This is a genomic window from Paucimonas lemoignei (genome assembly GCF_004342585.1).
In the GTDB taxonomy this organism is placed as follows: Bacteria; Pseudomonadota; Gammaproteobacteria; order Burkholderiales; family Burkholderiaceae_D; genus Paucimonas; species Paucimonas lemoignei.
In genome coordinates this window covers 457,416-470,634 of the sequence record NZ_SLZQ01000001.1, presented here as the reverse complement: position 1 = coordinate 470,634, position 13,219 = coordinate 457,416, and the positions used below count along the sequence as shown (strand labels likewise).

At 60.1% G+C, this 13,219-nt stretch carries 6 protein-coding genes; 4 read left to right on the top strand and 2 right to left on the bottom strand.

The features are described from left to right. The first annotated feature begins 6 nt into the window (after positions 1–6). Positions 7–6,096: a type I polyketide synthase gene (locus tag EDC30_RS02020; protein WP_165973698.1), complete on the top strand. Its 6,090-nt coding sequence runs from the start codon at positions 7–9 to the stop codon at positions 6,094–6,096. Positions 6,097–6,099: 3 nt separating this feature from the next. Continuing rightward, positions 6,100–7,419 (top strand): crotonyl-CoA carboxylase/reductase, encoded by a 1,320-nt coding sequence (gene ccrA / locus EDC30_RS02015; protein ID WP_132256768.1) that lies wholly within the window; start codon positions 6,100–6,102, stop codon positions 7,417–7,419. A gap of 20 nt (positions 7,420–7,439) precedes the next feature. On the opposite strand, the gene ftsH is transcribed toward ccrA, so the two are convergent. Then, complete coding sequence (ftsH, locus tag EDC30_RS02010) at positions 7,440–9,503, bottom strand: ATP-dependent zinc metalloprotease FtsH (RefSeq protein ID WP_132256766.1); 2,064 nt, start codon at positions 9,501–9,503, stop codon at positions 7,440–7,442. 197 nt (positions 9,504–9,700) lie between these two features. Between ftsH and EDC30_RS02005 the strand changes: the two genes are divergently transcribed. Continuing rightward, positions 9,701–10,843 (top strand): glycosyltransferase family 4 protein, encoded by a 1,143-nt coding sequence (locus EDC30_RS02005; protein WP_243656616.1) that lies wholly within the window; start codon positions 9,701–9,703, stop codon positions 10,841–10,843. After that, positions 10,797–11,615 (top strand): DUF2334 domain-containing protein, encoded by an 819-nt coding sequence (locus EDC30_RS02000; RefSeq protein ID WP_243656615.1) that lies wholly within the window; start codon positions 10,797–10,799, stop codon positions 11,613–11,615. Before EDC30_RS02005 ends, EDC30_RS02000 begins: the two co-directional genes overlap by 47 nt. 107 nt (positions 11,616–11,722) lie before the next feature. Here the strand turns inward: EDC30_RS02000 and EDC30_RS01995 are convergent, their stop codons facing one another. Then, on the bottom strand, positions 11,723–13,075 hold the full coding sequence (locus EDC30_RS01995) for an MFS transporter (protein ID WP_132256764.1): 1,353 nt from the start codon (positions 13,073–13,075) through the stop codon (positions 11,723–11,725). Between the last annotated feature and the right edge of the window lie 144 nt (positions 13,076–13,219).

Genomic DNA, 13,219 nt, shown 5'->3' with positions numbered 1-13,219 from the left:
AAAACAATGAACCACAACGACGATTACGACGATAACAACGACGACGGCTACGATGGCGTCAACAACGACATCGCCATCATCGGCATGGCCGGGCGTTTTCCGAAGGCCGAGAATGTCGAACAATTCTGGGCCAACCTGGTCAGCTCGACGGATTGCATCACCCGTTTTTCAAGAGAAGAACTGGAACGCATGGGCGTATCCCAGGCCGCGCTGGATGACCCCAACTTCGTGCCCGCCGCCGGCTTCATCCCAGACCAGGACAAGTTCGACGCGCATTTCTTTGAAATGAATCCGCGCGAGGCGGCCAATCTCGACCCGCAGCATCGTTTCGCCCTCGAAGTCGCGTGGCAAACGCTGGAGCATGCGGGTTATACGCCGGAATCGGTCAATGGCAGCATCGGCGTGTTCGCCGGCGTGAACATGAGCACCTATTTCATCTTCAACCTGTTGAAAGGCGACGAGGCAACCTCGGCCGGGGATGCACTGGATACGCAGATCAGCGTCGACAAGGATATGTTCGCTTCGCGGATCTCCTACAAGCTGAACCTGAATGGCCCGAGCATCGCGCTGGGCACGGCCTGCTCGACTTCGCTCGTATGCATTCACCTGGCATGCCAGAGCCTCTTGAATGGCGAATCCAAGATGGCCCTGGCCGGTGGTTCGCATATCGCCACGCCCAACTGTACCGGCCATATCTATCACCAGGGCGGCTACAGCTCGCCGGATGGCTATTGCCGCGCCTTCGATGAAAAGGGCAAGGGTACTGTCGGCGGCGCCGGCACCTGCTTCGTGCTCTTGAAGAGAATGGAAGATGCGCTAGCCGACAATGACACGATCTATGCGGTCATCAAGGGTTCGGCAGTCAACAATGACGGTTCGGAAAAGATCGGCTATACCGCGCCCAGCATCGTCGGCCAGACCAATATCATCGCCGAGGCGCAGGCAGTGGCCGGAGTCGAGCCCGACACCATCCGCTTCATCGAGGCGCACGGCACGGCCACCGAACTTGGCGACCCGATCGAATTCACCGCGCTTACGCGCGCCTTCCGCCTGCAGACGGATAAAAAGAATTTCTGCGGCATCGGCTCGGTCAAGACCAATATCGGCCATCTTGGCATGGCGGCCGGAGCGGCCAGCGTCATCAAGGCTTCGCTGGCCTTGAAAAACAAGGTGATTCCCGAAAGCCTGAATTTCGAAAAACCGAATCCCAAGCTGGATATCGAAAACAGCCCGTTTTACGTCATCGACAAGCTCGAGCGCATCGAGGAGGGCGAGCATCCTGCTCGCGCCGGCGTCAGCTCGCTGGGTATCGGCGGCACGAATGCGCATATCGTGCTGGAAGAGCCGCCCGAAACGGAATCGTCGGAAAGCCGTCCCTGGCAATTGCTGGTGTTGTCCGCCAAGACGCCGGCTGCGCTGGACCGCATGACGGACAATCTGGCCGACTGGATGAAGCATGCCGACAGTGAAAAACTGGCTGATGCCGCCTATACGCTGCAGGTTGGCCGCAAGCCGTTTGCCTTCCGCCGCGCATTCGTCTTGCAGGACGACATGCCACCTCGCTTGGCTGGGCAGGTTGCGCCGGCCAAAGGCATCACCGGACGCGCGTCGGACAAGCCGCGCAAGGTCGTGTTCATGTTTCCTGGAGGGGGAACCCAGCATGTCGACATGGCGCGCGACCTGTATGAGCAGGAGCCGGCCTTCCGCGCCAGCATGGATGAGTGTGCGGCACTGTTCCGCCGCAAGATCGGCCTGGACCTGGTTGGGCTGATTTATCCGGATGCCGCGCAAGCCGAAGCGAACGCCGCGACGCTGCAAAAGCCCAAGAACTTCTTCGGCGCGCTGTTTGCCGTCGAATACAGCCTGGCTAGACTTTGGATGTCATGGGGAGTCAAGCCCGATGCCCTGATCGGTCACAGCCTGGGCGAATACATTGCCGCCTGCATTGCCGGCGTCTTCAGCCTGGAAGATGCAGTCAGCCTGATCTGCTGCCGGGGCGCGCTGTTCGAGAAAATTGAAAAGGGCAGCATGCTGAGCGTGACGCTGCCGGCAGAGGAAGTGCAGCAGCTTCTGATCGACGGCGTGTCGATCGCCACCATCAACGATCCGGGCCGCTGCGTCGTCGCCGGGCGCATCGGCCCGATGCAGGAATTCGAGGAAATTCTCTCGAAGCGCGAAATCGAATACAAAAAGCTGTTGATCGATACGGCTGGGCACTCGCCGATGGTCGATCCGATCCTGCAGGAATTCGGCCAGTTCCTACCCACCATCAAGTTCGGCAAGCCTGCTATTCCCTTCATTTCCAACATGTCGGGTGGCTGGGCCGACCCTGCAGAGATCGCTACCGCCGCCTACTGGAAAAACCACCTGCGTCAACCTGTGCGTTTTTCCGATGGCGTAGCCACGCTGCTCAAGGATGACAACAGCGTGTTCCTGGAGGTCGGCCCCGGCAATGCCTTGTGCAGCTTCGTGCGCAGCCAGTTGCAGCCGAATTCGCAGAGCGTGTTGCTGAATAGCCTGCGTCACGTGAAGGAAGAGAAAGATGACCAGTTCCACTTGCTCGAAACCATGGGCAAGCTCTGGCTGGCTGGCGTGACACCGGACTGGAAAGCCTTCCATGGCGAGGAACAACGCAAGCGTATCGCGCTGCCGACTTATCCATTCGAACGCAAGCGCTACTGGGTGGAAAACCGCAAGCACGCACCGCAAGCGGGTGCCAAGCTCCCGGTTGGCGAGTGGTTCTGGCAACCTTCCTGGCGCCTGCAGGATTTGCCATTCGATACAACTGAAAATGTCGGCGCATCGACGGTGCTGGCCTTTGTCGATTCGAAGGGAACCGGTGCGGCTGCATTGGAATTGCTGCGGCAACAAGGGGCTCGGGTAGTAAGCGTTACGCAAGGCGATGGCTTTGGTGAGATCAGCGGGCAACCTGGCAGTCAAGCGTATCGCATCGACCCCGCCAACGCAGAAGACTACCGTCGCCTACTGGAACAACTTCAGGCACGTCAGCAGCTTCCACAGGTGGTGCTGCATTGCTGGAGCCTGGAACAACGCTCTGATGCCTCCGATGATACTGCGCGCATGACGGATTCGCACCTGAGCTTCGTCTACCTGGCGCAAGCCATCGACACCTGCCAGATCAATGTCACTTTGCCGATTCTTGCCCTTACCGTGAACCGCGAAGCGGTGCTGGCGAACGACGAAGTGGATTGCAGCCAGGCGCTGATAACCGGCCCGGCTCGCGTGATTCCATACGAGTTTCCCAATATTCGCTTTACGACGTTCGATCTGCAGTCAGGCGGCAATTCGTTGATGGATACCAGTGCCGCCGCGCAGGCTATTGCCGCCGAACTGCAGCGACTGATCGCGCAGCTTGAGCAGGCAGGCAATGGTGCAAGTGAATCCGTCGCACTGCGCAACGGCTTGCGCTTCATTCTCGATTACATCCCCTTGGCCACGGCCAAGCCGGCAGCGGAAGATTTACCCATCCGCGAACAGGGCGTCTATATCGTCACCGGCGGCCTGGGTGGCGTCGGCATGGTCCATTCCCAGGCTCTGGCCGCGCGGCAGGCTCGGCTGGTGTTGCTGCAGCGCGCTGCCTTCCCGGCCGAATCGCTGTGGGATGCGCTTCTTGCCGATGAAGCAGCGGATGCGCTGATAAAGGAACAGGTTCGCGGCATTCGCTCCCTGCAGGCTGCGGGCGCACAAGTCTTGCTGCTGCAAGCGGATGTGAATGATGCCGTGCAGGTACAGGCAGCCTTGGCACAGGCCCGCGCGCGATTCGGCCGCATCGATGGCCTTGTGCATTGCGCCGGCTATGGCGAATTCGTGCCGATCCGGGAAACCTCGCGCGACATCATCGAAGCGGTGCTCGCGCCGAAGGTCCGAGGCACCAAGAACCTGCTGGCAGCGCTGGAAGAAGATCAGCTTGAACTGGTGGTGCTGTGCTCTTCGATGTCGGTGGCGACCACCGGTTACGGGCTGGTTGGCTATGTCAGCGCCTGTGCCTGGCTGGATGCGCTGGCACAATCGCAACGCCGCAATAAGGGCAAGGATGGCAAAGCAGCCACGCGCTTCGTCTCGATTGATTGGGATATCTGGAGCACGCCGCAGCAGCTTGCACGCGCGCAGGGCGATGCCGCCCTGTTGCAGCGCCTGCAGGAAAACAAGAACGCCATCCTGCCCCGCGAAGGCATCGAAGTGATTCACCGCGTACTTGCGGCCGGCCAGTCGCAGGCCATCATCTCGACGGTCGATTTTCACCAGCTGCGCCGCAAGAACAGTACGCTGGGCGAGGCGCTGATCAAAGACAGCGATGTAAGTGACGATGTAGAAACCGCAGCTTCATCCGGCAGCCTGGAATTGTACGAACGCCCGAGCCTGTCGACTGAATACGTCGCGCCATCCACGCCGGAAGAAAAGCTGCTGGCTTCCATTTGGCAGGAAACCCTCGGCATCGGCAAGATCGGCGTCAACGACAACTTCTTCGAGCTTGGCGGCGAATCGCTGCTGGGTGTGAAGATCGTCGTCAAGGCGAAAAAGATGGGCTTGCTCATCGATCCCAAGCAGATGTTCACCACGCCCACGATCGCGCAAGTGGCGCAATTCCTGAAGAAGGCGGAAGCAGCGAAAGCAGCAGGGGCAGGAAATGACGCTGCCAACGAGTCCGATGCCGCAACCGAGCAAATGCAGCAGGCTCGACCGGCCGCAGCGCTCGATGCCGCATTGCTGGCAAAGCACGGCATCGATCCCCAACAAGTGGACGCAAGCTATGGCCTGACCGCATTGCAGACGGAAATCTATCGCCGCTTCCGGGCCGGCAAACACGGCAACATCGTCCAGGCGCTATCGGTGATGGAAGGGCCGCTCGACCGCGGCTTGCTGGAAAAAGCCTGGCAGGCCTTGGTGGCACGTCATCAGCCCTTGCGCAGCCGCTTCCTGGAAGACGCCAACGGAGCGCCGGTACAGGTGGTATGCCGTCATGCCGATTTTGCCGTGACGGCGCTGGATTATTCGCAGCTTGACCCGGCCGCGCAGCAAAAGGCGCTGCAGGAATTGATGGCGCGCGACCGCACGACTTACTACGATCTCGCGCAGGCTCCGGCTCTGCGACTTTACCATGTCATCCTGTCGCCGCATGCCATGCGTTTTGCCGTGCTGTTGTCGCAGCATCAGATCATTCTCGACGGCTGGACGTCCAGCATGCTGAGCGCCGACCTGATGGCTTGCCTGTTTGCCATCGGCAGCGGCGCGGAATTGCCGCCTCCGCCGCATGGCACGAATTTCGGACGCTATCTCGACTGGCTCGCCGCCCAGCCGACTGCTCTCGACGAAGCGCACTGGCGCAAGGTTTTCAACGCTTACCGCCATGCCGACCCGCTGCAACAGCTGATGTCGCCGCAGCCGCTGCTGGCTGAGGGAGAAGATGCCTACGGCGAGCAACAGTTCACGCTCGACCCGACCACGCTGCAGCATGTCCAGGAATGCGCCCGTGCCACGCGCACCACCGCCAATGCCATTTATCAGGCGGCGTGGGCATTGTCGCTGGCACAACTGGGGCATAGCCGCGACATCGTGTATGGCGTCACGGTGCACGGCCGCACCGCCGACTATGAAGGCATATCCGAGGTCATCGGCCAATGCACCAACTCGCTGCCGGTGCGCATGCAGGTTACTCCGGCAGCGAGCGTTGCCGAACTGCTGCTGGCGGTGCATGAAGCCAACGCCAACGCGCAGGCTCATAGCGGTTTGCCGCTGGCTCGACTTGCCGCGCTGGCAAGCGAAGCCGGCGCAGGTCAAGACATCGCGCCGGAAGAACTGTACTCGAGCAATTTCATTTTCGAGAACATCCCGCGCGCGCAATCCGGCGAAGCGGCACTGCCGATCCGCGCAGTCGCTTCCACCTGGGCCGATGGCTGGCACTTCCCGCTGCGCGTATTCGTGGTGCCGGAAGAGCAAACCTGGGTGCGGCTGGCATTCGACCGCAAGCGTTTCAGCGAAGAGGATGTCGCCAGGATCGCCGGCCGCTATCACCGCAACCTGATCGCAATCGTCACCGGCTATGAAAAGCAGCTGGCCAAATTTCTGGGTGAATAAATCATGTCAGCCATTCTGAAAAATATCGATGCCGGCGCCAAGCGCCCCGAAATCTACGCTCTGCAGGAATATGGCGAAATCGGCGTGGTGCCGGATTCCATGCATGCCTGGGTCATCGAGAAGAACCGCTTCGGCGAGCCCTTGCAAGCCCTGGTGCAGCGAGTCGTTCCCGTTCCGGAAGTCGGCGACAACGATGTGCTGGTGCGGGTGATGGCGGTCGGCGTCAATTACAACACGGTGTGGGCCGGCCTCGGCCAGCCGATCAGCGTGTTCAACCTGCACAAGCTGGACTACCATATACCGGGTTCGGATGCCTCGGGAATCGTCTGGAAGGTTGGCAAGAACGTCAAGAATTGCCAGCCGGGCGACGAAGTGATCGTCACTTGTTTCAAGCAATGCCTGGAGCATGGCAATGGCAGCCTGAACAATCCGAATTTCACATCGTTCGACCCGATGAGCAGCCAGAACCACGCCATCATGGGTTATGAAACGCCGGATGGCACCTACGCCCAATTCGTTGCGGCGCAGGCCCAGCAGATCCTGCCCAAGCCCAGGCACCTGACCTGGGAAGACGCCGCGTCCTACATCCTGACTTACTTCACTGCCTACCGCATGCTGATCACCCAGGCTCAGATCAAGCCGGGCGAACTGGTGCTGATTTGGGGCGGCGCCGGCGGTCTCGGCACCTATGCCATCCAGTTGTGCCGCGAGATGGGAGCGGACGCGATTGCCGTCGTCTCCAGCGAGGAAAAAGGCAAGTTCTGCATGAAGCTCGGCGCGATCGGCTATATCAATCGCACCGAGTTCAAGGGATACGAAGTCACGGACAGCGAATTCAATCACTACGAAGCGACTGCCAACAATTCCCGCCGCGCACAGATGATGAAGGCGATGGGCAAGCGCATCTGGGAAATCTGCGGGCAAAAGCGCTCGCCGGACGTGGTGTTCGAGCACTCCGGGCGCGAGACCTTCGCGACGTCGGTGTTCCTGGCCGCGCGCTTCGGCCGTATTGTCATCTGCGGCGCCACGACTGGCTACGAGCTGAGCTTCGACGTGCGCCACCTGTGGATGCATCAAAAGCGCATCCTGGGTTCGCACTACGCCAATTTCCTCGACTGCCGGCAAGCCAATACGCTCATCACCAAGCGCCAGATCAGCGTGATCAACAGCCGCACTTATGCTTACGACCATCTGCCGCAGGCCCATCACGACCTCTACAACAACAAGATCATTGGCAATGCCAGCGTACTGATCATGCCCGGTGACGTATCGGGAATGAAAACGCGGGAAGAAATCGAGCAGCGCTTCAAGGCGCCGGCATAAAACCGGCGCGATTTCAAGTTCTAGTCCAGTCGATTTGTCATCGTATCGGCAGCCGACACGCCTCCTTGGGTGTCGTAGCCGCCGAGCGGAATAGGGCGGTTTTCCAGCGGGGGCGCCGGAGGCAATCCGCTGGCTTCCAGGATTTCATGCTCGTCCAGCGTCTCACGCGCCAGTAGTGCCGCAACCAGGCCGTCGAGGTTGGCGCGATGTTTCTGCAGCAGTGTGCGGGCCTGCTCATGGCATTCCGAGATGATGCGATGGACTTCCGCATCGATAAGTTGGGCGGTTTCCTCGCTGAACGGTCGCGATTGCGCGAGTTCCGTGCCCAGATAAGGATTCTGGTGCGCCGCCAGCTGGACCATCCCCAGTTTCTCGCTCATGCCCCAGCGGGTGACCATGTTCCGCGCCAGGCCGGTGGCTTGCTCGATATCGCTTTCCGCGCCGGTCGTCTTGGTGCCATAGACGATTTCCTCGGCGGCGCGGCCTCCCAGCATACCGATGATGCGGGCGCGCAGATACGCTTCCGGGTAATTATAGCGATCGGTCTGCGGCCGCTGGTAAGTCACGCCGAGAGCCTGTCCGCGGGGCACGATCGTCACGCGGTTGACCGGGTCGGCCCCCGGCACCAGCAAGCCGAGGATGGCATGGCCGCTCTCGTGGTAAGCGATGCGCTCGCGGTCTGCGTCACTGAGCAACAGCGGCCGCTCCGGTCCGAGCACGATTTTCTCCAGCGCATCCATGAAATCCTTCATGCGGACATCGTTCTGTTCGCGCCTTGCCGCCATGAGCGCCGCTTCATTCACCAGGTTTTTCAGATCGGCGCCGGACAGGCCTGGCGTGTTGCCTGCCAGTTCAAGCAGGTCGATGTCCTTGGCAAGCGGCACCTTGCGAGTATGAACGCGCAGGATGGCTTCCCGGCCCGTCTTGTCGGGAAGATTCAATACCACGCGGCGGTCGAAGCGCCCCGGGCGCAGCAATGCCTTGTCGAGCACATCCGGCTGATTGGTGGCGGCGAGGACGATGATGCCTTCCCGGCTGGAGAAACCATCCATCTCGGTCAGGATCTGGTTGAGCGTCTGTTCCTGTTCGCTCGAACCGCCGAGCGACACCTGGCCGCGGGCTCGGCCGATGCTGTCGATTTCATCGATAAAGATGATGGCCGGCGCATTTTCCCGCGCCTGCTTGAACAGGTCGCGCACCCGCGCCGCGCCGACGCCGACGATCATTTCCACGAACTCGGCCGCGCTCATCGAAAAGAAGGGCACGCCCGCCTCGCCGGCAACGGCGCGGGCGAGCAGCGTCTTGCCGGTGCCGGGCGCGCCGATCAGCAAGACTCCTTTCGGCGCGGTGCCGCCCAGGCGCGTGTATTTGGACGGGTTGCGCAGGAAGTCGACGATCTCGATCAACTCGTTTTCCGCCTCATCGATCCCGGCGACATCGTCGAACGTTACCTTGGCGTCGCTTTCCTGGTCGTAGCGCCGCGCCTTGCTCTTGCCGATCCCGAACAGGCCGCCGCCGAGGCCGCCACCCTGCTGGGAGGCGCGCCGATACAGCCAGACATAAAAAGCGATGAGCAGGATGGCCGGGCCGAAACCGAACAGAAGCGTTGCCCAAGGACTACCGTTTTGTATCGGCACCGCGCTGATCTCGACCTTGTGATCGATGAGAAAGCGCTCCAGCTCGGGTCCGACGAATTGCGGCAGCGTCGTCGTGAAGGTCGAGGCGGTGCGGGGCTTGACCGGTTCCGTGGGCACGCGCTTTGCGGGATTCGTCAGCGCGCCCTTGCCATCTTCCGGCGGCCAGGTGACGGGATTGGCAAAGCGTCCCTCGATGCTCGCTCCCTGGCTGAATATGGCCGTCACATTTTGGCGGGCGACTTCCGCCTTGAAGGCCGTATAGGGAATGGTAACCGGCTCGTCATGTGCCGGAAACAGAAAGCGCATCAACAGGTAATTGGCAAGCAGGATGCCAAGGAAGACCAGCCATGCGCGGCGCGGCAAGCTATCCTGGGCCGGCGTTTTTCCTGGCACGCGCTTGTCTTTGTCGGCTTCGCGATTGGTATCGTTTCTCTTGGGCCACTCCATGCCAACTCCTGTGTCAGAGTGCGTTCACGTTATTACATGCTTTTACTGAATGTATTAGATTGAAATCGTTCCTTCTGCGAATCAATTCCATTCACATTTATATTGACTACTCATGTCGATTTTTGCGTTTGACTGGGCTCAATCGCTGTTTGTCATTAGTGGGCTATGGTGGAGTACTCACACGACATTTAATCAACGTGCATCTGATCGATATCACGATGTTCTATGCCGCCGAGGGTGGTGGCGTCAGTTCATACCTGAACGCGAAAGCGCGTTGGCTTGCCCGTCGCGGCAATATTCAACATACCATCCTGAGCCCGAGCATTGGCCGTGGGAAATCGAATCCGGTTGCAATGAAAATTCCCAGCTTGCCGATACCCGGCATATGCGGATACCGGATGCCGCGCTCGATCGGTTCCGCCACCCGGATCCTCCGCAGCCTGCAGCCGGACCTGATCGAAGTGGGGGATGCATATCACTGCGCATGGGCCGCGCTGCGCATGCGCCACAAATACAGGGTGCCGGTCGTGGCGTTCTACCACTCTGACATGCCACAAGTGATCGGGCGACGCCTTGGTAATGTAGCCCAGCAGGCGAGTGAAAAGTATCTGAAATATCTCTACCGGCAATTCGACATGGTGCTTGCGCCGAGCAGGATCATGACGCAGCAGCTTCATGCCATCGGCGTGACCGAGGCCATACACCAGCCGCTTGGCGTGGACACCTGGATGTTTCGGCCGCAGCGGCGCGACCCGACCTTGCGCGCGCAGTTGAGGCTTCCGCCGGATACCAGGCTGTTGGTGTATGCCGGCCGCTTTGCTCCCGAAAAGAATTTGCATCTACTCCTCGAAGCCGTCACCAAGTTGGGAAAACGGTATCACCTCGTCATGATCGGGAGCGGCGATGACATGCCGCGTTGTCGGCATGCCACCTTCATCCCCTTCGTGCGCGACCTGCGGCTGCTCGCGCAATTGCTTGCCAGCTGCGATTTGCTGGTGCACCCCGGCGACAGCGAGACTTTCGGGTTGATCGTGCTGGAAGCCATGGCTTGCGGCTTGCCAGTGCTTGGCGTGGACGCGGGCGGGGTTGCCGAACTGGTCGACGAGAACACGGGCATGCTGGTCAAGCCGAGGTCCGCCGCCGCGCTGACTGAAGGAATCGAAGCCATGTTCCAGAAGGACATGGCAAGAATGGGTGCGAATGCGCGGCAGTACGTGACCAGGGAATTCGACTGGGACCGGATTGTGCCCCAGTTGTTGCAGCGTTACGCTGGATTGCTGGCAGGCTATCCGCGTGAAGAACTGGAAGCTGACATCACTTATGCAACCGAGCGCCGCTAAGACTCTCTGCGTATCGATCCATGACGTTGCGCCAGCAACCTGGCCGGAATGCCGGTGCCTGATCGAAGCGATTCGCGAGGTTGCCGATATCCCGCTGACATTCCTGGTGGTTCCGTGTTTTCACGGGATGGCGGCGAGCCCGCCGGATTACGAAAGAGCGCTCGAAAGATTGGTCTCGCAGGGACATGAACTCGCCTTGCATGGCTACTTCCATCTGGACAGCGCCCCGAAGCATGGTTTGCGCAGCCGCTTCGTGCGAACCGTCTACACGCAGCAGGAAGGCGAATTTGCCGCCCTTGACGCGGCAGAGGCGCGCCGCCGAATCGATCTTGGCCTGGCATGGTTTCGTGAGCGAAATCTGCCGGTCAACGGCTTCGTCGCGCCCGCATGGCTCTTAGGTGAGGGTAGCTGGAATGCATTGAGCGGTTTTCCATTCGACTACACCACGACATTCAGCCGATTCTTTTTATTGCCGGAGAATGCATCCCTTTTTACGCCGAGCCTGGTCTACACGGCGCGCAACGCGGCGGGCCGGTTCATCTCGCCGATCTGGGCAGAGGTGCTTGGCAATCTGCTCGCTGCCTCGCCGCTTATAAGATTCAGCCTGCATCCGCGCGATGCCCGCTATCCTGGCTTGGTCAGGCATTCGCAACGAATGCTTGAGAAATTACTCGAATCAAGGGCACCGTTGACCAAGCTGGCGTTTGCGCGGCAATGGGCGGAGGAAATCAGGGAAACGAAAAGGGGCTGTTCCGTGTCGTCGGAAATCTAGATTCGGGGGAGGCTGCGGAAAAAAGCCGGCGCCGCCGGCTGGCAACAAGAAAAAATTTGCCGGCGCCTAATATATATAGCGCCGCCAAATTCCTGATCGTTTCAGATTCAGTCGCGGATTTCCAAAGCCCGGTTCAGGCTCAATGCCGCCAGCGAGCCGAGCGCACCCGACAGCAGGTAGAGACTGACATAGGCCAGGCCAAAATGCGCGGCCAAGCCGAGCGCGACCAGCGGCGCAAATGCAGCGCCGGCCAGCCAGGCAACGTCCGACGTGAGCGCTGCACCGGTATAGCGGTATTTCGCCGTGAAGTTGGCGGTGACCGCGCCGGCCGCCTGGCCATAAGACAAGCCCAGCAGTACGAAGCCGAGCAGGATGAAAACATTCTGCCCCCAGTCGCCACCGTCCATGAGGCTCGGCACCAGCCAGCTGAACAGCGCGATCAGCGTGGCCAACGTTCCCAGGGTGGTACGACGGCCGAGGCGGTCGGCGATCACGCCGGAAACGACCACGCCGCCTGCGGCCAGCACGGCGCCGATCATCTGGATCACCAGGAAGCCGCTCATGTCTCTTGGCGAGTACAGGCTGATCCAGGACAGCGGGAACACGGTCACGACATGGAAGAGCGCATAGCTAGCCAGCGCAGCCAAGGCGCCGATGATGATATTGCGGCCTTGCGTGTGCGACATCTCGCTGATAGGAACAGGCTGCAGTTCCCGTTCTTCGAGCAGGCGCTCATATTCATTGGTGGATACCAGGCGCAAGCGCGCGAACAGCGCGACGACGTTGATGGCGAACGCTACATAGAATGGATAACGCCAACCCCAGTCGAGGAATTCATCGTGCGACAGCGACATCAGTAGATAAGAGAACAATCCGGCGGCGACGATGAAGCCGAGCGGCGCGCCGAGCTGTCCCAGCATGGCATACCACCCACGCTTGTTCGGCGGCGCGTTCAGCGCCAGCAGTGAGGGCAGGCCATCCCACGAACCGCCGAGCGCAATGCCCTGTCCGATGCGAAACAGAGACAGCAAGACAATTGCAGCAAACCCAAGTTCGCCATACGTTGGCAGAAAGGCAATGCCTGCAGTCGAAACGCCGAGCAGGAACAAGGCCGCGGTGAGTTTGGCTTCCCGTCCCAGCCGACGCTGGATTGCCATGAAGGCAACGGTGCCGAACGGGCGGGCAATAAAGGCAAATGCAAATATCAGGAAGGCATACAACGTGCCGTCCAGTTTGGATTCGAATGGAAAGAATACCGCCGGGAATACCAGCACCGACGCAATGGCGAATACGAAAAAATCGAAATATTCCGACGCCCGCCCGATAATGACGCCGACCGCGATATCGCCCGGTGCCACTTTGCCATCATCGGCATGTACGCCGCGGAGACCGTGTTCCCCTGTGGCCAGCGACGCCTTGTTATCAGGTGTACCGTCGCCATAAATTGCTGCTCCTGCCATGATGTTGTCTCCTCATCATCTATAAGTTACTTTTTGCAGCGCTTGCCTGATGTGTCCGGTTGATGCCGGACAGAACAGGGTGGGACAAAACGTCCAATCGGCAAGCATCCCCGTTCACGGTACAGTAAGGAGTTCCGCAATTTT

Excerpts from the sequence above, each read along its gene's own strand:
- EDC30_RS02020 (WP_165973698.1), top strand. The coding sequence starts at position 7 with ATGAACCACAACGACGATTACGACGATAACAACGACGACGGCTACGAT.
- ftsH (WP_132256766.1), bottom strand. The coding sequence starts at position 9,503 with ATGGAGTGGCCCAAGAGAAACGATACCAATCGCGAAGCCGACAAAGAC.
- ccrA (WP_132256768.1), top strand. The coding sequence starts at position 6,100 with ATGTCAGCCATTCTGAAAAATATCGATGCCGGCGCCAAGCGCCCCGAA.
- EDC30_RS01995 (WP_132256764.1), bottom strand. The coding sequence starts at position 13,075 with ATGGCAGGAGCAGCAATTTATGGCGACGGTACACCTGATAACAAGGCG.